Origin of the sequence: Streptomyces sp. SLBN-118 (genome assembly GCF_006715635.1) — a bacterium.
In the GTDB taxonomy this organism is placed as follows: domain Bacteria; phylum Actinomycetota; class Actinomycetes; order Streptomycetales; family Streptomycetaceae; genus Streptomyces.
This window is the reverse complement of record NZ_VFNP01000002.1, coordinates 2,171,161-2,192,167: the sequence shown is the minus strand read 5'-3', so window position 1 is coordinate 2,192,167 and position 21,007 is coordinate 2,171,161. Positions and strand designations below refer to the sequence as shown.

Below are 21,007 nucleotides of genomic sequence, written 5' to 3'. Positions count from 1 at the left end.
TCCTACTCGGCTTCGGGTGCGGATTCGGTGATGCGTACGACGGCGGCGCCCGCCTCCATGCCGGTGCTCGCGCCGATCAGCAGGACGTGGTCGCCGGGCCCGACCTGGCCGGTGCGCCAGACGTGCTCAAGGCCCAGGAACAGGTCGGCCGCGCCCGTGTGCCCGATGGTGTTGACGTACTCCCACAGGGCCTTGTCCTCGTCGACGTCCAGGGGCAGCAGGAACATGGCCTCCAGCGCGGGCCGGCCGAAGCCGACGTGGCAGACCTTGGCGACCTGATCGAAGGTCAGGTCCGCCTCCTTGAGCGTGCGCTCGGCGATCTCGGCGACCTTGTCGCCGAAGTTCTTGATCGGCGGGGCCTGGCCCGCCGCCCACTGCTCACGGACCTTCTCGGCCCGCTCGCCGAAGTTCAGGCCGCGGCCCCTGGTGACACCCGGCGGGAAGAGCTCCTCGCCCGCCCGGTGGAGGATCTCCATCGAGGAGTCGGACAGCGAACCGACCGCGAGCAGCTCGGCGAAGCCGCTGCGCCGCGAGAGCACCACGGCGGAGCCGGCGTCGGCGAGCACAAAGAGACCGGAGGCACGCCAGCGCTCCACACCCGGAGTTGAGTAGTTGTCGCCCGTGGTGATCAGGGCGGCGTCGTGGGTGGGGTTGGCGATCAGCCGGTTGGCCGCCACCTCGACGGAGGCGAGCATGCCGAGGCAGCCCTGCTTGATCTCCACGGCGGGGATCGGGCGGTCCACGGTGTTGTTGAGGATGTAGTGCACGGCCGACCAGCCGTCGGGACCCTGGTGGTGGGTGTAGCTGTGCAGCAGGATGCCGATGTCCTCGGGCCCGTGGCCGGATGCGGACAGTGCAGCCCTTGCCGCGTCGATCGCCATGTCGGGCGCGGGTGTCGACTCGCTGACGGCCGCTGAACGCATGCCGGAGGCCTGCCTGCTCTCCTCGGCGTACAGGCCTTCCTCGACCGCGCGCTCGGCCGGGTACAGGGGCGGCAGATGGCTGCCGATCCCGGCGAGGTACAGGTTCTCGGTCCTCATCGCGCCGACTCCTTCGTGGGGTGGATGCGTTTCGCGGCAAGCACAACACGGGGGCTGACGGGCCTCATGAGTAGGCGGTACTCAACGTCCGCTCTTAGACGGCGTCTAAGAAAGGGGTCGACTTAGGGTCCCCTGCGCAGGTGATCCGGCCCCTGCCGGTCCGGTCCCCCGTTGGCTGATTTGAGTAGCGACTACTCGGGCCCGGGCCCGGACCGCGGTGTGTGCTGGGCGGGTATCCGCCGCGTGCCGTCCGCTCGCGGCCCCCGGCACAGACGAGGAGATCCGATGTCGTGGTCGCGTCCGGAACTGGGCGACTGGTCAAGTCCCGCCGAACTCACGCAGCTGCAGCGGGCGGAGCTGCCGCGGGTGATCGCCCAGGCGATGCGCTCGCCGTTCTACGCCGCCCGCTATGACGGCCGCGCCGTGCCGCGCGACTCGGAGGACTTCGCCGGCATCGAGCTGACCACCAAGCAGGATCTGCGCGACCAGTACCCCTTCGGACTGCTCGCGGTGGACCGCGAGAAGCTGGCCACCTACCACGAGTCGAGCGGCACGGCCGGGGATCCCACCGCCTCGTACTACACCGACGACGACTGGGCCGACCTCGCCGAACGCTACGCACGCAAGTGGGTCGGCATCACTCCCTCGGACACCTTCCTGGTGCGCACCCCCTACGGTCTGGTGATCACCGCGCATCTGGCCCAGGCCGCCGGACGGCTGCGCGGCGCCACGATCGTGCCGGGCGACGCCCGTTCGCTCGCCACCCCGCTGCCCCGGATGATCCGCGTCATGCGGGCCCTGGACGTCTCGCTGACCTGGTGCAATCCGACCGAGATCATGATGCTCGCCGCCGCGGCCAAGGCCGCCGGGCTCCGCCCGGACCAGGACTTCCCCGCACTGCGGGCCATGTTCACCGCGGCGGAACCTCTGACCGAGGTGCGCCGCCGCCGGCTCAGCGAGATCTGGGGCGGCATCCCGATCGTCGAGGAGTACGGCTCGACCGAGACCGGCACCATCGCCGGCCAGTGCCCGAACGGCGCCCTGCACCTGTGGGCGGACCGCGCGGTCTTCGAGGTCTTCGACCCCGAGACGGGTGAACTGGCCGCGTCCGGCCGCGGCCAGCTGGTGGTGACCCCGCTCTACCGCGAGGCCATGCCGCTGCTGCGCTACAACCTCGCCGACGACGTCGAGGTGTCCCACGCGGCGTGCTCCTGCGGCTGGCTGCTGCCGACGGTCCGCGTGCTCGGGCGTTCCGGCACCGGCTATCCGGTCGGCGCGTCGACGGTCACCCAACAGCGGCTCGAGGAGCTGGTGTTCAGCCTCCCCGGCAGCTACGAGGTGATGTTCTGGCGGGCCATGGCCCACCGGGACGTCCTGCGCGTGGAGTTCGAGGCACCCGACGAGAGCCGCGACACGGCGGCCAAGGAGCTGGCTGAACTGATCGACCGCGAGCTCGGCGTACCGCACCGCATCACCGGGCAGCCGCTGGGCACGCTCGTGCCCCGCGAGGCGCTCACGGCGCAACGCGACATCCTCAAGGCCCGCTATCTGTTCGGCGAGGGCGAGGACTGGGACAAGGCGGTCATGTACGCATGATCCGCCTCCCGCTGATGCCCGCCGTTCCCGAGCTCCGGGCGCGCCCCGCCGATTCCGGCCGACTTCTTCTTGTCCCGTCGTCGTCCACTGTGGACGACGCCCGACCCGTAAGCGGTGACCCCCATGGTGAGTGAGTTGTCCCCCCTGCCGCCGACCCCCGAAGACCGGATCGCCATCGTCGGCATCGGCTGCCGTTTCCCCGGTGGCGCCAACTCGCCACAACAGCTGTGGGAGTTGCTGATGGGCGCGGTCGACGCGTCCGGCCCCATTCCCGAGGACCGGTGGGCCCCGCAGCGCGCCCAGTCGCGCGAGAACGCCGCCGTCCTGTCGCGGGTGACCTCCAACGGCGCCTTTCTGGGTGACATCAGCGGATTCGACGCCTCCTTCTTCGGTATCTCGGCCACCGAGGCCCGCCAGCTCGACCCGCAGCAGCGGATGGCGCTCGAGGTGGCGTGGGAGGCGCTGGAGCACGCGGGCATCCCCGCCTCCAGCCTCGCGGGCAGCGACACCGGCGTGTTCGTCGGCGTGGGCACCGACGACTACGGCCGCCGTCTCCTCGAGGACCTTCCCGGAGTCGAGGCCTGGACCGGAATCGGCTCCTCGCTGTGCGGTGTGCCCAACCGGATCTCCTACACCCTCGATCTGCGCGGTCCGAGCGTCGCGGTGGACACCGCCTGCTCGTCCTCGCTGGTCGCCCTGCACCAGGCGTGCGCCAGCCTCCAGCGCGGTGAGGTACCGGTCGCGCTCGCGGGCGGAATCATGCTGATGGCCGGCCCGGGGCTGACCACCGTGCTCGACATCGCCGGCGCCATCTCGCCGGACGGCCGGTCCAAGGCCTTCGACGAGGCCGCCAACGGATACGGCCGCGGCGAGGGCTGCGGCATCGTCGTACTCAAGCGGCTCGCCGACGCGCAGCGCGACGGCGACCGGATCATCGCCCTGGTCCGCGGCAGCGCCGTGCACCAGGACGGCCGCACCGACGGCATCATGGCGCCCAGCTCCTCGGCGCAGGCGCATCTGCTGCGCAAGGCGTACGAATCGGCGGGCGTCGCGCCCTCCGACGTCGACTACGTCGAGGCGCACGGCACCGGCACCAAGGTGGGCGACCCGATCGAGGCCGCCGCACTCGCCGAGGTGGTCGGCGCCCGTGCCGACGGACAACGGCCGTGCCTCATAGGCTCGGTGAAGACCAACATCGGGCACTGCGAGGCGGCGGCGGGCATCGCCGGGCTGATCAAGACCGCGCTCGCCATGCAGCACGGGATCATCCCGCCGACCCTGACCGTGAACGGTCCGCGCAAGGACATTCCGTGGGCCGAGTCCGGGCTCAGCCTGGTCAGTGAGGCCACGCCGTGGCCCGACTCCGGCCGGCCGCGGCTCGCGGGAGTGGCCAGCTACGGATACGGCGGCACCATCGCGCACGCGGTCCTGGAACAGGCCCCGGTCACCGCGGGCGTCACCGACGAGGCCGAGAAGGCCGAGTCGGCGAACTCCACCGGGCTCACCGTCTACCCGCTGTCATCGGCGACGGCGCCCGGACTCGCCGCCCAGGCCGCCCGGCTGGGCGAGGCGCTGCACGCGCACGCGCTCCCCGATGTCGGGCACACTCTCGCGCACCGCAGGGCGCACCTGTCCGCCCGCGCCGTCGTGGTCGCGGCGGACCGGGCCGAACTGGCCGACGGTCTCGGTGCCCTGGCCGAGGGCGAGGCGCTTCCCACCGTCGTCACCGGTGAGACGTCGGGACCGCCGCGCTCGCCCGTCTGGGTGTTCTCCGGGCACGGCGCCCAGTGGTCGGGCATGGGCCAGGACCTGCTCGCCCAGGAGCCGGTGTTCGCCGCGGCCATCGACCGGCTCGGCCCCATCTACTCCGAGGAACTGGGCGTCACCCCGCGCGAGGTGCTCACCAGCGGCGACCTCGGCTCGGTCGACATCATCCAGTCGATGCTGTTCGCCATGCAGATCGGCCTCGCCGAGGTGTGGCGCCGCTACGGCGTCACTCCCGGCGCGGTGATCGGCCACTCCGTCGGCGAGATCGCCGCGGCGGTCGTCGCCGGAGTGCTGTCCGAACAGGACGGCGCGCGGCTGGTCTGCCGTCGTTCGGGACTGCTGCGCAAGGTGGCGGGCAGAGGCGCGATGATCATGGTCGACCGGCCCTTCGACGAGGTGCAGGAGACGATTGGAGCCACCGACACCCTCTGCGCCGCCATCGCCGCCGCCCCCTCGTCCACCGTCGTCGCCGGAGACATCCCCGCCGTCGACGAAGCCGCCGAGCAGTGGGCCGAACTGGGCTGGACCGTACGCAGGGTCGACTCCGACGTCGCCTTCCACAGCGCGCACATGGACGCGATCAGCGCCGACCTCGCCGCTGCCGTCGCCGATCTCCGGGCGGGGACCGCACAGGTGCCGCTCTACCTCACCGCGCTCGACGACCCGCGCTCGACGCGACGCCAGGACGCCGACTACTGGGGGCTCAACCTGCGTAATCCGGTGCGCTTCCAGCAGGCGGTCGAGGCCGCGTTCGAGGACGGCCACCGGCTGTTCCTGGAGATCTCCGCGCACCCCGTCGTCGGCCACTCGATCAACGAGACCGTCTCGGGCGCCGGAGACACCCTGGTCACGCCCAGCCTTCGCCGCCACCGCCCGGAGCGGACCACCCTGCTCACCTCGCTCGCCGCACTGCACTGCCAGGGCGTCCCGGTCGACTGGTCGGTCCTTCAGCCCGCCGGGAACCGCACCGACCTGCCCACCACCGCCTGGCAGCACGCCCGGCACTGGGTCGACGCACGCGGCGGCAGCCAGTCACCGGTCGACACACTGCTCGGCAGCGAGACCGGGGTCCACGGCTCCCGACTGCGGGTCTGGCAGACCACACTCGATCTGCGCACCCGGCCCTACCCGCGTCGCCACCCCGTGCTGAACACGGAGATCGTTCCGGCCGCCGTACTGGTCAACACCTTCCTCACCGCGGGCCGCACCGATGTGCTAACCGATCTGCGGCTGCGTCAGCCGGTCGTGGTGCCGGAGCAGGAGACGCGCGAACTTCAGATCGTCCGCGACGACACCGCGCTGACCCTCGTCTCCCGCCGGCTCGGCGCACCCGACTCGGCCTGGTCCACCCACACGATGGCCACCGTCGGCGGGGGAGCGGAGCCCGAGCCCGTACGGACGGGGGAGAGTTCGGAGACCCTCGACCCCGGCTATGTCATCGAGCGGCTCGCCGAACTGGGCGTCGCCGACATGGGTTACCCCTGGCAGATCGAGGAACTGCACCGCGGTGAGGGCACACTGACCGCCACCGCGAGCGCCGACCTGGACCGCAGCTGGGCCGCCGTCCTGGACGCCGCCCTCTCCATGGCCTCGGTCATCTTCCCCGGCCCGGGCGTGCTGCGCATGCCTTCGTACGTGGATCAGGTGACCCGGACCGGGCTGCCGCCCCGGAGGGCGACGATCTCGGTCGGGCTCGACGAGGACCACCCCACGACCGTGCACGTCGACATCCGCGGCGAGGCAGACGGCGCCGAGTCCGTACTCACCCTGCGCGGGCTGCGCTACAGCGAGCTCGAGGGCGACCTGTCCGGGGAGGAGCAGAGCGCCAGCGGCCGCTTCGAACTGGACTGGCAGCCCTTCCCGGTGGACACCGCCTCGCACACCGCCCTCCCCGACCGTACGGTGCTGGTGCTCGGCCCCGACGACCTGGCCCGCGCGCTCGTTCCCGCCTGCGCCGAGCACGGCGCGACGGTCAGCGTCGACCGGGCCGACCTGGACGGCGCGGACCATGTGCTCTTCGCACCGCACGCGATACCGGCCGCCGACGTCGCAGTCGCCTTCGCCGAACTGGTCGGCGCCATCGCCGCGCTGCCCGGCCGCAAGCCCACGCTGTGGTGCCTGACCAGGGGAGTACGGGAAGCCGCCTCGGCCGACGAGCTCAGCCACGCCCCGCTGTGGGGCATGGGCCGGGTGGCCGCGAGCGAACACCCCGAATTCTGGGGCGGCGTGGTCGACCTGCCGGCCGGACCGACGGAGGAACTGCCCGCCGGCTTGCTGCTGAGCCTGCTGCACCTGCGCCCGGCCGAGCCGGTGCTCGCCGTCACCGACGGCGAGGTGCGGGTGCCCCGGCTCGTACCGGCCGAACTTGCCGAGGGCGGCGAACAGTTCACCTGCCGGGCCGACGGAACGTATCTGATCACCGGCGGTCTCGGAGTGCTCGGCCTGGTGCTCGCCGAGCACCTCGCCCGGCGCGGCGCCCGCCGCATCGTGCTCCTCGGCCGCACCGCGGTGCCCCCGCGGGCACAGTGGTCCGACGACGACCCCCGGATTGCCGCGCTGCGGCGACTGGAGGCCGCCGGAGTCAGCGTCACCACCGTGGCCGCCGACATAACGGACCTCGACGCGACCCGGGCAGCGCTCGACGCGCTCCAACTGCCGCCGATCCGGGGCGTGGTCCACGCCGCGGGCACGGTGCACAGCGCGCTCATGCACCGGCTGGAGGCGGGGCATCTGCGGGACGTCATGCGGCCCAAGGCCGACGGCGCGATGGTGCTCCACGAGCTGTTCCCGCCCGGGTCGACGGACTTCTTCGTCCTGTTCTCCTCGTGCGGCCCCCTGCTCGGACTGCCCGGCCAGGGTGCGTACGCGGCGGCCAACGCCTTCCTCGACGCACTGGCCGCGCACCGGCGGGCCACCGGGCACGACGAGACGGTGAGCATCGCCTGGACCAGCTGGCGCGGAATGGGCATGGCGACGGCGGCCTCGGCCACCGACGCCGAACTGGCCGCCCGGGGCACCGCGGACATCGCCCCCGACCAGGCGCTGCGCGCCTTCGACCAGACCGTCGGCCGTGCGCCGAGCGCCCTGGTCACGGTCCTGAGCCTGCTGCGCGGCCACACAGGTCCGCGGCCCGCGCTGCTCGCGGAACTGGCCCGGGACGACGCGTCCCAGCCGGCCGAAGTGCCCGACTGGGTCGGCCTCACCGGGGACGAACTGGCCGCGTATCTGCTCGACGACGTACGCCGGCGGGTCGCCGTAGTCCTCGGCGTCCAGCCCGCGGCCGTCGGCGTCCACCGCCCGCTCACCGAGGCAGGGGTCGACTCACTGCTGGCGACGGCGGTACGGGTCGCGCTGGAACGGGACCTGGGCGTGGCGCTGCCGGCGACGCTGCTGTGGAACTACCCCACGGTGAGCGAGATCGCGGGCTTCCTGGCGGGAGTGCTGGGGGAGGGTGCCGCCAACGCGGACGAGGAACGGCGCACCTCGGCGTAGGCGCGCTTGGGGCGGGGCTGTTCCCCTGCCCCGCGGCTGAATTGACCCGCCGGCCGGCCTGGACATCCAGGCCGGCCGGCGGGTCTCTGTGCTCCGGGGATGTTCAGGTCCGTTCATCGGGGTCCAGCGCTGATCGCCGCGTCCGCGCGGGGCACCACCGGCCACGGACCCGTGAACTGATCGCGGCGGCGCAACCGGTCCGGGGCATCCGGGGCGGCCCCCGGGCGGCAGCTCAGTCCTTCAGCAGCGCCTCCGCGCCGTCCAGCGACCGTTCCACCGTCAGCTTGAAGAACGCCAGATCCTGCGCGGCCAGATCCGCCGGATCGTCGCTCGCGACCGCCTGCGCACCCGCCGCCGCCAGACCGGGCCGTGTCTCGTCCTCAGCGAACGCGGCCATGGCGCGGCCCATTTCCGCGCGTGCCGCCGGGAAGTAGTTGTCGCGGTCGTCCTCCACCGCCACCAGCATGAACGCGCTGTTGAGCAGGTAGCGGTAGATCTCGGTCGCGTGCTTGCCGAACCCCGCCCCCAGCAGCACCTTGATGCCGACGTCGATCGTCGGCAGGGCGGCCGGCACGTTCGGGCCGACCAGGACCAGGCGGCGGGCCACGCCCGGGTACTGGCGCAGGACGGCGCGCCCTTCGAGCATCAGCACGCTGAACCAGTCGCGCCAGGGCACGTCCGCGTCGGGCACCGGAATGCGTGCGATCACCCGGTCGGTGACCGCCATGACCACCGCCTCGCGGTCGCCGACGTGATGGGCGACCACACCTGGCCATACGTCCAGCTTGGTGGCGATCTGCCGGATCGACCAGCCGTCGAGCCCGTGCTCGGCGGTCAACTCGACCGCGGCATCGATGATTTTGTCCGCCGTGATCGGCGGCAGGCCTGCCGAGGCCCGTGAACGGCGGCGGGGCGCTGACCCAGACATGACGAGGAACCTAACGCTGGAGGGGGTGTGACCGAAGCGACTTGACGCCCGGCGACCCGCAGGGCATAGAGTCAGCCTAACCTATTAGCCACTGTCTAAGAGGTGCCCGCACAGACCGCCCGTCACCGGCGCCGCGTCCTGCGGCACCGGTTTTTCAAGCAGCAGTGCACGACCCGGCCACCGGGCGACCCGACCGGCTTGCCGGTGCATTTGTCCACTTTTCGTCCCGCAATCTGAGAGGCTCCGCGTCATGCGCAAATGGATGCCGCTGCTGGCGGTTTGCCTTGGCACCTTCATGCTGTTGATCGACGTGACCATCGTCAGCGTCGCCCTGCCGCAGATGACCGACTCGCTCGACGCGTCGTTCTCCGATCTGCAGTGGGTGGTCGACGTCTATGTGCTGGTCCTGGCCGCCCTGCTGATGGCGATCGGCTCGCTGTCCGACCTCAAGGGCGCCCGGCAGGTCTATCTCGTCGGCCTCGCCGTCTTCGCCCTCGCCTCGCTGGCCTGCGGCCTCGCGAACAACAGCGGCTCGCTGATCGCCGCGCGCGGTGTGCAGGGCCTCGGTGCCGCAGCGATGTTCGCCACCAACACCGCCCTGCTGGCCGGCAATTACCGCGGTCGCGACCGCGGGATCGCGTTCGGCCTTTGGGGTGCGGTCAACGGCGCCGCCGCCGCGGCCGGTCCGATCCTCGGCGGACTGCTCACCGAGCATCTGAACTGGCGGTGGATCTTCCTGGTCAACCTGCCCGTCGCGGCGCTCGCGCTGATCGTCGGCCGCAAGTACCTGGAGGGCTCCGCCATCCGCACCGACCGCCGGATCGACCTGCCCGGCACGATCGGCTTCACCCTGATGGCGACGCTGCTGATCTTCGCCCTGATCCGCGCGGGCGACGACGGCTGGGGCGCGAACACGACGCTCGCCCTGTTCGGCGGTGCGGCGCTCGCGCTGGTGGCCTTCATCCTGGTCGAGCGCGGCAAGCGGGATCCGATGCTGGACCTGGCTCTGATGCGTACACCGTCCTTCGGCGGGCTGATGGCCGGAGCCGTGGTGTTCAGCGCCGCGGCCTTCGCCAACCTGGTGTTCGTCTCGGTGTGGGCGCAGTCGGTGCTCGACCTCAGCCCGGTCAAGGCGGGCCTGATCCTCACGCCGCTGAGCGGAATGTCCTTCCTGGCCGCCGGACTTGCCGGCCGCTTCCTGGCGAGCGCGGCTCCGCAGTGGCCGATCGGTATCGGTCTTCTGCTGATCGGTGCGGGCACGCTCCTGGAGATGCTCGTCACCGGCGACTCGGGCTGGACGGCCCTGCTCCCCGGCATGATCGTCACCGGTGTCGGCGTCGGTATCGCCTCGCCGACCCTTGCATCGGCCGCGCTGGCCGCGGCACCGGCGAGCAGGGCGGGCATGGCGGGCGGCGCGGCGAACACGTTCCGGCAGCTCGGCTTCGCGGTCGGGATCCCGGTTGTGGGCGCCATCCTGGCGGGCGCCGTCGGGCGGAACCTCGACGACAGCAAGGCGTTCGCCGGAACGCACGATGTGGCCGAGCTGGTCACCAGCGGTCAGGCCTCCAGCGTGGTCGCCGGTCTCCCGGAGCAGTCGCGGGCCGCGGCGACCACGGCGATCGAGGACGCCTGGGCGGCGGGTCTCGACCAGGTGTTCCTGATCAGCGGTATCGCGGCAGTGCTCGCCGGGATGCTCGTTCTGGTGCTGGTGCGCCGGTCGGCCGAACAGCCGGACGCCGGTGTTCCCGAGTACGACGGGCAGTCGCCGGCGGCGGAAAGTCCGCTTCGGACCGCCTGAGAGTGGTGCGTGGGTCCGCCGGTCACCGACCGGCGGACCCGGGGGAATTTGGTTGAGGTTTCGACTGGATTCTTGTAAGGCAGCAGTCCGTGGTCACCTGGTGTCAACACCCTGGGGCCGTGTTTCGTACGAATGTTGGCAATGACAAAGTCGGAGCCTTCACTTCCGCAGAATCTTCACAATAGAGTGGCCGGTGGCGAGACGTGCCAGTCCTATGTGAACTGGCGTGGCCAAATGCACTTGAAGGGTGGGGGGATGGTTGAGGATTGCCAGGGGGGACGGTCTTCGGGCCGCACGCATCAAGGCAGGATTAACTCAGGACGAAGTGGCGCGAAGGGCCGAGATCAGCGTCAGAACCGTCCGCCATATTGAGCGTGGCCAGGTGAAGAACCCGCGCCACGAGACCTTGGCGCGGATGGCCGAGGTGGTCGGGTACGACTACGGTGCCGCCGCACCGGGCAGTGAGCCCGATGCGGATCAGCAGCCCGACCAGCCAGGATTCCACTACGAGATACGCCTGTTGGGGCCGCTGACGGTCCTGTGCACCGGGCTGCCCGTGGCCATGCCACTGAAACAGCGGGCACTTCTCGGTCTGCTTGCCGTGCAGCCGGACCAGACCGTGAGCCACGAAGAAATAGCGGATGTGCTCTGGAGCGGTGAAGCGCCGCCCGCGTACCAGAAATTGGTGCACACCTATGTGGCGCGACTGCGCCGCCTCATTGAGCCGGGGCAGGGAAGGCACGCAAGAGGAGCCCGCCGGATCAGTACGGTGCGCGGTGGATACGTCTTCAACAGTAGAGGCGTTGAGCTGGACCTCCGTCAGTTCGAGGAGCGCAGCGCACAGGCCAAGCAGACGGCGGCAGCCGACCCGATGGCCGCACTCGAATTGTTCGGCCAGGCCCTGCGCGGCTGGCAGGGGCGGCTGCTCCAGGATCTGTCGCAGCTGTGGCAGCACCCCGCCGTCGTCAGGGTGGCGCAGCGGCACATCGATGTGGCCATCGAATTCGCCGATCTGGCCATCAGACTGAACCGTTCCGCCTTTGCGGTCGAACATCTCAGGGTCGCGTCGTACGAGGAGCCGCTGCACGAGGCACTCCAGGCGCGGATCATGCTCGCGCTCGCCGGCTCCGGGCGGCGGGCGGCCGCGCTGCGCCTCTTCGCCGATCTGCGAATACGGCTGAAGAAGGAACTGGGCGTCGAGCCCAGCGAAGAGATCTGGCAGGCCCGCAACGCCATCCTGACGCACTACGGCCCCGATGGCCCGAGCGGCCCCGATGGCCCGAACGGCCCCGAAAGGCACGCCGGTCACACGGCCGCACAACCGCCCGGCTCGGCCACGACCCAGGCGTACGGCACCGCCCGCGGCTCCTGGCCCGCGCCCCAGGAGCCGCGGACGGCCTCGTCGTCCGACTCCCGTCCCCGAAGCCTGGCACCACCGGCGCAACTCCCGCCGGTCATCACGCCCTTCATCGGGCGGCAGGAGCAACTGGAGGTTCTGGACGGTCTCCTGGCGCACCAGCGCAAGGGCCATCCCTCCGTGGGTATTGCCGCCATCCACGGACCGCCCGAGATCGGAAAGACGGCACTGGCCGTGCGGTGGGCCCATCACCGGCACGAGGAGTTTCCCGACGGGCAGCTCTATGCCGATCTGCGGGGCAGCGCCGAAGCCACGGGACGGCCGGTCGACCCGCGTACGGTGCTCACCCGCTTCCTGCGGTCCCTCGGAGTGCCGGACGCCTGGATCCCGGACACCCGGGAAGAGTCGTCCGCCCTGTTCCGCAGCCTCCTCGCCGGCCGCCACTTCCTGGTGCTGCTCGACGACGCGGCGGACGCGGCACAGGTCCGGGCACTGCTGCCGGGCACTCCGGGAAACCTGGTGGTCGTCACCAGCAGATCACCGCTGATCGATCTGGTGACCCGTGAGGGCGCGCAGTCCATTCCCCTGGACGTCCTGTCCGCGGCGGAGTCGTACGCCCTGATCGAGACCCATCTCGGTCCGGAGCGTACGCAGGCGGAGCCCGAGGCCACGGCCGAACTGGCGGCGGTCTGCGGGCAGTATCCGCTGGAGCTGCGTATGGCCGTCGCCAGGCTCGCGGCGACACCGCACCTTTCGATCCACGCACTCGTGGCAGAACTCGCGAGAAGGGCGGCCGACCACTCATATGCGCTGAGGTCGAAGCAGTCCGTGACATCGAGCAGGTCACGCAATGCGGGCAACGGCCAGTGGCGCCGGCTGACATGACCGCTGACAGCCTTGCGCGAGGCTGACAGCACGTCTTCTCCCGTCTTCTTCCACTCAATCACCGCAGCTCAGCACGGGAATTCCGCCCGGCACAGGCCGAACGAACGATTGCCACGAGGTAAATCGGCCTTTGCCGGTGCGGAGTTCGGTTGCCCGGACAGGGGCTCAGACCTATGGTCAGGCTCGCGGGCAAGTCCCGATTAATGGCCGGGTTTTCGGTCATTGCTGACGAATGTTTGCGCCTCCATGTGCGAGGCGCCCTTACGGGGAATGCCAAACGTCCCCGAAGGCGTGCAATAAGCCGTGGGAGAGGATGGGAAATGGCGAACGTTACGGCCGAAGAAGCCCAGAAATGGCTGATCGACGAGATCGCACAGCGACTGGGTGTGGAGCCGACGGAGGTCCCGGCCGACCAGTACTTCGACGAGCTCGACCTGGACAGCACCCAGGCGCTCATCATCGCCGGTGAGATGGAGAGCTGGCTCGGCTTCGAGCTCGGTACGACGGCGCTGTGGTACCACCCGACCATCGAGGCCCTGGCGGCGCACATCGCCGAGGAGTGCGAGCGGCGCACCGCCGCCGCGTAGCTGCCTCGGCGCCCGGCCGGTCGCACTGGCCGGCGCCGCTGGACAGCGCGGCCGGCCGCGTCCGTACGCGGGCGCCCGAGTCCGTACAGCCGCTGCGGGTACGGCCCCAGAGCCTCGTCCCACGGGAGAGGCGACACAGCCCCGTCCGCCATCCCGTGGGACGAGCACACCCCGGCCCGCGCCGAACGGCCCTGCCGCGCACACCGCACCAGGCGACCCCTCCACGACGCGGACCCGCCCACTGCCGCAACCCTCGCCGACCCGGTCCGCCGCCCCGAGGGCGTGCGCCGTCCACCTCGGACCGCCGGCCCAGTGCCACAGGCGCCGAGACCGAAGTCCCTGTTCGCCCAGATCCAGAGAGACTTGCCGTGAACTCATCGCAGGAATCCGACCTCGACCGTCGGCTCGCCCGGGACCCCATCGCCATCGTCGGCCTCTCCGCGCTCTACCCGAAGTCCAGCAACCTGCAGGAGTTCTGGGCGAACGTCGTCTCGGCCGCCGACTGCATCGACGATGTGCCCGCGGACCACTGGGACGTCGCCGAGCACTACGACCCCGACCCCACGGTGCCGGACAAGACGTACTCCACGCGCGGCGGGTTCATCCCCGACGTGCCGTTCAACCCCCTGGAGTTCGGCCTTCCGCCCAACACGCTGGAGGTCACGGACGTACTCCAGCTGCTGAGCCTGGTCGTCGCGCGCGACCTGCTCAAGGACGCCGGAGCCAATCAGCCCGGTCAGTCGTGGTACGACGCCTCCCGCACCGGCGTCGTCCTCGGCATCACCGGCGCCAACCAGCTGACCCAGCCGCTGACCGCGCGACTCCAGAGCGGCGTGCTCAAGGAGGTCGTCCAGAGCTGCGGACTGTCCGCCGAGGACGCCGAGGAGATCGTCGCCAAGTTCCGCCTCGCGTACGCGCCGTGGGAGGAGAACTCCTTCCCGGGCATGCTCGGCAACGTCGTCGCCGGACGGGTCGCCAACCGGCTCGACCTCGGCGGCATCAACATGACGATCGACGCCGCCTGCGCCAGCTCCCTCGGCGCGGTCCGCGCCGCGGCCAGCGAGCTGCTCGAAGGCCGCTCCGACACGATGCTGGTGGGCGGCTGCGACGCCGAGAACACCATCTTCATGTACCTGTGCTTCAGCAAGACGCCCGCGCTGTCCAAGTCCGGGCGCATCCGCCCGTTCGACAAGGACGCCGACGGCACGTTGATCGGCGAGGGCATCGGCATGCTCGCCCTGCGCCGCCTCGCCGACGCCGAGCGCGACGGCAACCAGATCTACGCGGTGCTGCGCGGCATGGGCACCTCCAGCGACGGCCGGTTCAAGTCCATCTACGCCCCCCGTAAGGAAGGGCAGATGGTCGCGCTGCGCCGCGCGTACGAGGACGCCGACTGCGAGCCCGCGAGCATCGAGCTCTTCGAGGCCCACGGCACCGGCACCGCCGTCGGTGACGCCACCGAGCTGAGTGCCCTTTCGGCCGTCGTCTCCGACGGCAACGAGAGCCGCCAGTACGCGGCCGTGGGCAGTGTGAAGTCGCAGATCGGCCACACCAAGGCGGCCGCCGGCGCGGCCGGCCTGATCAAGCTGGCCCTCGCGCTGCACCACAAGGTGCTTCCGCCCACCATCAACGTGGACGAGCCCAACCCCGCCATCGACTTCGACTCCGGACCGTTCTACGTCAACACCGAGGCCCGCCCCTGGATCCGCGACCCCGAGCGCCCCAAGCGACGCGCCGCGATCTCCTCGTTCGGCTTCGGCGGCACCAACTTCCACATGGTGCTCGAAGAGCACGGCGACGGTGACGACCTGCGCGTCAGCTACCCGGTCGCGGCCGTGCACCTGTGGCACGCCCCGGACACCGCCGCCCTCATCGAGGCCCTCGCCGCCACTACGCCCGCGACCGGAGGCCCGGCCCCCGAGGGCCACGCCCGCGTCGCCCTGGTCGCCCGCACCGAGGACGAGCTGAAGACGCTCCGCGAGCTGGCACTGGGCGAACTGCGCGCCCGGTCCGAGGCCGACGCCTGGTCGCACCCCAAGGGCGTCCACTTCCGCCGCACCGCCGCACCCGCCGGCAAGGTCGCCGCGCTCTTCGCCGGTCAGGGCAGCCAGTACGTCAACCTCGGCCAGAGCGCGGTCATGGCGCTGCCGCCGCTGCGCGCCGCCTTCGACCGGGCCAACCTGCACTTCGAGGGTGCCGAGCCGCTGTCCCGCATCGCCTTCCCGCCGCCGCTGTTCGGCGACGCCGTGCGTCAGGCACAGGAGACCGCACTCCAGGCGACCGCCTACGCCCAGCCCGCCATCGGCGCGCTGTCAGCCGGGCAGTTCCGCTACCTCTCGGAACTCGGCTTCGCAGCCGAGGGGTTCCTCGGTCACAGCTTCGGTGAGCTGACCGCCCTGTGGGCGGCCGGGGCACTCGACGACGACGCCTTCTTCGCGCTGGCCCGCGCCCGCGGCAAGGCGATGGCCCCGCCGCCGGAGACCGGCTTCGACGCCGGTGCGATGGCCGCGGTCTCCGCCCCCGAGGAGCGCGTGGCCGAACTGCTCGCCGATCGTGCCGGTCTGGCCGTCTGCAACCGCAACGCGGCCGACCAGATCGTGATCGGCGGCGGCACCGAGGAGGTGGAGCGACTGGTCGCGGCCGCCAAGGAGGCGGGCCTGCGCGCCAGCCGCCTGCCGGTCTCGGCCGCCTTTCACACCCCGTTCGTCGGCCACGCGGTCGACGCCTTCCGCGGCGACGTGGAGCGCTTCGAGGTCCGCCGGCCCAGCGGCACCGTCTTCGCCAACACCAAGGGCGCGGTCTACGGCGACGACGTCGCCGCCAATCGCACGGTCCTGGCCGAACAGCTCATCAACCCGGTCGACTTCGCTGCCCGCGTCGAGGAGATGTACGCGGCCGGGTTCCGGGTCTTCGTGGAGTTCGGCCCCAAGAGCGTGCTCACCCAGCTGGTACGCCGCATCCTCGGCGACCGCGAGCACACGGTCGTCAACCTCGACGCCGGTCCCGGACGCGACGCGGACGTAGCGCTCAAGCAGGCCGTCGCCCAGCTCGCCGTCCTCGGACTGCCGCTGGCCACCACCGACCGTTATGTGGCGGCGCCGGTGGAGAACGCGCCGACCAAGGGGATGTCGATCCTCCTGAACGGCATCAACTACGTCTCGCCCGAGCGCAAGGCGGCCTACCGCGACGCGATCGACAACGGCTACCGCATCGCGGTCCCGGCGCACCCGGCCCGTCCGGCGATCGAGGACCGGGGACCGGGGCGGAGCCCCGGTGAACCGGCGGTCGCACCGACTCCGGCCCCGGCGGCACAGCCCGCCGCGATCGCGTCACAGGCACCCGCCTCCGCCGCGACCGGCGTCGCCACCGCCACCGCCCTGGCCACGGCCCCCGCACCCGCTCCGGTTCAGGCGGCGCCCGCCCCCGCCCCCGCTCCCACCGTCATGGAGACAGCCCACGTGGACAGTGACCGCCTGGCCGATCTTGTGGCCGACCATCTTTCCCTGCACGACGAGTACCTCAACGGCCAGCTGCAGAGCGCCGAACGCCTCACTGGTCTGCTGGAGCGCGCCGCCGACCAGGGGCAGCTCGGCCAGGTGCTGGCCGGGGTCAACGCCGTCAAGGAGCACGGCCTGGACATCGGCCGCAGCCACCTGCGGGCCAACGAGATCCTGCGCGACCTGGCCGGCCTGGAGCTGGGCAACGCCCCGGCCCCGACTCGCGCGGCCGCCCCTGCACAGGTGGCACCGGCCGCCCTCGCGACGGCGCCGCAGGCCGTGGCTCCCGCCCAGGTCCCGGCCGCGCTGACGGCCGCCTCGGCCACGGCTCCCGCCGCGCCGCAGGCCCTGCCCGCGGCTGCGCCCGCCGCCCCCGCACCCGCCCCGGTCACCCCGGCTCCCGCTCCGGCGGCGGTCGTGGTCGCCCAGCCCGCGGTGGATGTCGAGGCCGCACTGCTCGAGGTGGTCGGTGAGAAGACCGGTTACCCGGCGGACATGCTTGAGCTGGACATGGACATCGAGGCGGACCTCGGTATCGACTCGATCAAGCGGGTCGAGATCATGGGCGTGTTGCAGGAGCGCCTGGGCGAGACGGTTGCCGCGGGTCCCGAGCGGCTCGGTGAACTGCGTACGCTGCGCCACATAGTCGACTTCATGGCCGAGGCCGCGGGTTCCGCTGCCGCCGCCGCTGCTGCTCCCGCTCCGGCGGCTGCGGTTGCCGCGAGGCCTGCGGTGGATGTCGAGGCTGTGCTGCTCGAGGTGGTCGGTGAGAAGACCGGTTACCCGGCGGACATGCTTGAGCTGGACATGGACATCGAGGCGGACCTCGGTATCGACTCGATCAAGCGGGTCGAGATCATGGGCGTGTTGCAGGAGCGCCTGGGCGAGACGGTTGCCGCGGGTCCCGAGCGGCTCGGTGAACTGCGTACGCTGCGCCACATAGTCGACTTCATGGCCGAGGCCGCGGGTTCCGCTGCCGCCGCCGCTGCTGCTCCCGCTCCGGCGGCTGCGGTTGCCGCGAGGCCTGCGGTGGATGTCGAGGCTGTGCTGCTCGAGGTGGTCGGTGAGAAGACCGGTTACCCGGCGGACATGCTTGAGCTGGACATGGACATCGAGGCGGACCTCGGTATCGACTCGATCAAGCGGGTCGAGATCATGGGCGTGTTGCAGGAGCGCCTGGGCGAGACGGTTGCCGCGGGTCCCGAGCGGCTCGGTGAACTGCGTACGCTGCGCCACATAGTCGACTTCATGGCCGAGGCCGCGGGTTCCGCTGCCGCCCCCGCCGCCCCGCAGCCCGCCGCTGCCCCCGCTCAGACCGCCGCTCCGGCGGGTCCGGACGCCGCCGGTCTGGAAGCCGCGCTCCTCGAGGTCGTCGGTCAGAAGACCGGTTACCCCGCGGACATGCTCGAGCTGGACATGGACATCGAGGCGGACCTCGGTATCGACTCGATCAAGCGGGTCGAGATCATGGGCGTGATGCAGGAGCGGTTCGGCGAGTTGGTCGCCGCCGGTCCCGAGCAGCTCGGTGAACTGCGTACGCTCCGCCACATCGTGGATTTCATGGCGGGCGGCACTGACACGTCAGTCGCCGCCCAGACCTCCGCGACCCCGGCCGCCGACGCGACCGCCCCCGAGCCCGCCGCTGACAACTCCCGCGCCGGTATCGGCCGGGCCCAGGCCGCGCTCGTCACCCTGGCCACCCCCGACCTGCTGGTCGGCGCCTACCCGGAGGACTCGGGCGCGCTGGTCGTGGACGACGGTGCGGACCTCGCGCCGGTCGTCGTGAACCGTCTCATCGAGTCGGGCCGCCACGTCCACGTGCTGCGGCTGCCGGGCGTGGCCCAGCGCGTCAGCGGCGTCAAGGACCACTCCCTGTCCGGCTGGGGAGTGACCGAACTCGCCGACCGGATGGAGGAGATCCTCGCCGACCGGATCAGCCTGGTCCTCGACCTCTCCGCCGCGCACAGCGGCGACTGGACCGAATCGGTACGCCGCCTCGCCCACACGCTGCTCGTCGCCAAGCACGCGGTCGAGCCGCTGACCACCGCGGCCGCCGCCGGGCGGGCCGCCTTCGTCACCGTCACGCGTCTCGACGGTGCCTTCGGCCTCGGCGGAGTCGACGAGGAGCTCGCCCCCGCCGGCGGTGTGGCGGGCCTGGTCAAGACCCTGGCGGTGGAAGCGCCCCAGCTGTTCACCCGGGCACTCGACCTCGCCCCCGCTCTCACCCCCGAGGCCGGTGCCGACCTCATCCTGAACGAGGTCCACGACGCCGTCACCGACACGGTGCAGGTGGGTCACGACGGCACGCGCCGGGTCGGCCTCACCCTCGCCGAGCGGCCGCTGACCGGCACGGGCGCCGACATCGCGCAGCTCACCTCCGACGACGTACTGGTGGTCACCGGCGGCGGACGCGGCATCACCGCCGACTGCGTGATCGAGCTGGCCAGGCAGTACAAGCCCGGTCTGCTGCTGCTCGGCCGCACCCCGCTGGACGAGGAGCCGCAGTGGGCGCGCGGGGTCGAGGCCCCCGCGCTCAAGGCCGCGGCGGCGGGCCGGTTGAAGGCCGCGGGCGAGAAGCCCACCCCCAAGCGGGTCGAGCAGCTCTACCGGGCCGTCGTCGGCGCCCGGGAGATCCGTAAGACCATCGAGGACGTACGGGCCGCCGGAAGCCAGGTCGAGTACCTGGCGGTGGACATCACCGACCCGGCCGCCGTCGCCACCGCGCTCGCCCCGCACAAGGTGCGCATCAGCGGCCTCGTGCACGGTGCGGGTGTCCTGGCCGACCAGCTCATCGCCAACAAGAAGGCCTCCGAGATCGAGCGGGTCTTCGCGCCCAAGCTGGCCGGACTGCGCGCCGTGACCGCCGCGCTGCCCGCCGACGCACTGCGCCACGTGGTGCTCTTCTCCTCGGTCGCCGGATTCTTCGGCAACCGAGGCCAGTCGGACTACGCCATGGCCAACGAGGTCCTCAACGCCTGGGCGTCCTCCTGGAAGCAGCGCCACCCGGCCGCCCGCGTCACCTCGCTCAACTGGGGCGCCTGGGACAGCGGAATGGTCTCCCCGGAGGTCAAGGCCGTCTTCCAGGAGCGCGGCATCACGCTGATCCCGGCGAACGTCGGAGCGCAGATGTTCACCGAGCAGTTCGCCCCCGAGCACGCCGGGGACGTGGTGACCGTACTCGGCCCGACGACGCCCCTCTCGGAGCCGGAGCGGACCGTTCCCACGGACACCGTCACCGTCGAGCGACGGCTCGGCGAGCTGGCGGGCGACCCGATCCTCACCGACCATGTGATCGGCGATGCGCCGGTGCTGCCCGCGGCCGTCGCGCTCGGCTGGGCGATCGGCGCGGTCGAGCGGGCCGGTGCCACCGAGGTGGCGCAGGTCAGTGACTTCTCGGTCCACAAGGGCATCGTCTTCGACGGTACGCAGCCCGAGCAGGTCAGCCTCGCGATGACCCCGGCCGGTGACGCCGTCAAGGTGGCCATCCGTGCGACCGACGCGGAGGGAGTCGCACGACCGCGCTACGCGGCCGTCGTCACCCCGGGCACGTCGCTCGCCGGCGCCACCGTCGTCGGACTGCCCGCGCTCGGCTCGGGAAGGGACGCCGCCGGCTTCTACAGCGACGGGACCCTCTTCCACGGACCTGCCCTGCGCGGTGTGCGCCGGGTGCTGGCCGAGGACGAGTCCCGGCTGGTCCTCGAGTGCGAACTGCCCGAACTCCGGCCTGCCGGGGGCGCCTTCGGCGGCTCCCGCTTCGCGCCGGGTACGGCGGACCTGCTGCTCCAGGCGGGCCTTGTGTGGGTGAGGCTGTTCCGCGGCACCGCGGGGCTGCCCCTCTCCGTGGGCCGGGCCGATCTGCACCACCCGCTGCCGGACGGCGAGCCGTTCCTGATCGTGGTGGAGCCCGCACCGTCGGGCAGCAGCATCGGCGCCTCGCTCACCATCACCGCCTGCGCCCCCGACGGACGGGTGCTCACCCGCTTCGACGGCGTATCCGTGGTCTCGGCCCCGCAGTTGGCGGCCAAGTTCATCAGCAGCTGATTGACGCTTCGTAGCTGAC

The 21,007-nt window shown here is 71.5% G+C and carries 8 protein-coding genes; 6 read left to right on the top strand and 2 right to left on the bottom strand.

Annotation, left to right across the window (positions count from 1 at the left end; all coding sequences use genetic code 11):
• Positions 1–2 precede the first annotated feature (2 nt).
• The gene (locus FBY35_RS28540; RefSeq protein WP_142216836.1) at positions 3–1,040 is read right to left on the bottom strand and encodes a ketoacyl-ACP synthase III family protein; all 1,038 of its coding nucleotides are present in this window, start codon (positions 1,038–1,040) and stop codon (positions 3–5) included.
• Between the two features lie 285 nt (positions 1,041–1,325).
• Here FBY35_RS28540 and FBY35_RS28535 point away from each other — a divergent pair, with 285 nt between their 5' ends.
• Complete coding sequence (locus tag FBY35_RS28535) at positions 1,326–2,636, top strand: phenylacetate--CoA ligase family protein (protein ID WP_142216835.1); 1,311 nt, start codon at positions 1,326–1,328, stop codon at positions 2,634–2,636.
• A gap of 123 nt (positions 2,637–2,759) precedes the next feature.
• The gene (locus tag FBY35_RS28530) at positions 2,760–7,895 is read left to right on the top strand and encodes a type I polyketide synthase (protein ID WP_186357088.1); all 5,136 of its coding nucleotides are present in this window, start codon (positions 2,760–2,762) and stop codon (positions 7,893–7,895) included.
• Between the two features lie 232 nt (positions 7,896–8,127).
• Here the strand turns inward: FBY35_RS28530 and FBY35_RS28525 are convergent, their stop codons facing one another.
• A complete protein-coding gene (locus FBY35_RS28525) occupies positions 8,128–8,823 on the bottom strand; it encodes a TetR/AcrR family transcriptional regulator (protein ID WP_142216834.1) in 696 nt (231 codons plus the stop codon).
• Between the two features lie 250 nt (positions 8,824–9,073).
• Between FBY35_RS28525 and FBY35_RS28520 the strand changes: the two genes are divergently transcribed.
• From FBY35_RS28520 to FBY35_RS28505, 4 genes are all read left to right on the top strand, one after another.
• Positions 9,074–10,621, top strand: coding sequence for an MFS transporter (locus FBY35_RS28520; RefSeq protein WP_260848843.1), 1,548 nt, complete (start codon positions 9,074–9,076; stop codon positions 10,619–10,621).
• A gap of 247 nt (positions 10,622–10,868) precedes the next feature.
• On the top strand, positions 10,869–12,863 hold the full coding sequence (locus FBY35_RS28515) for a BTAD domain-containing putative transcriptional regulator (protein WP_142216833.1): 1,995 nt from the start codon (positions 10,869–10,871) through the stop codon (positions 12,861–12,863).
• A gap of 320 nt (positions 12,864–13,183) precedes the next feature.
• The gene (locus tag FBY35_RS28510) at positions 13,184–13,450 is read left to right on the top strand and encodes an acyl carrier protein (RefSeq protein ID WP_142216832.1); all 267 of its coding nucleotides are present in this window, start codon (positions 13,184–13,186) and stop codon (positions 13,448–13,450) included.
• Between the two features lie 368 nt (positions 13,451–13,818).
• On the top strand, positions 13,819–20,988 hold the full coding sequence (locus FBY35_RS28505; protein WP_142216831.1) for a type I polyketide synthase: 7,170 nt from the start codon (positions 13,819–13,821) through the stop codon (positions 20,986–20,988).
• The last annotated feature ends 19 nt before the right edge of the window (positions 20,989–21,007 follow it).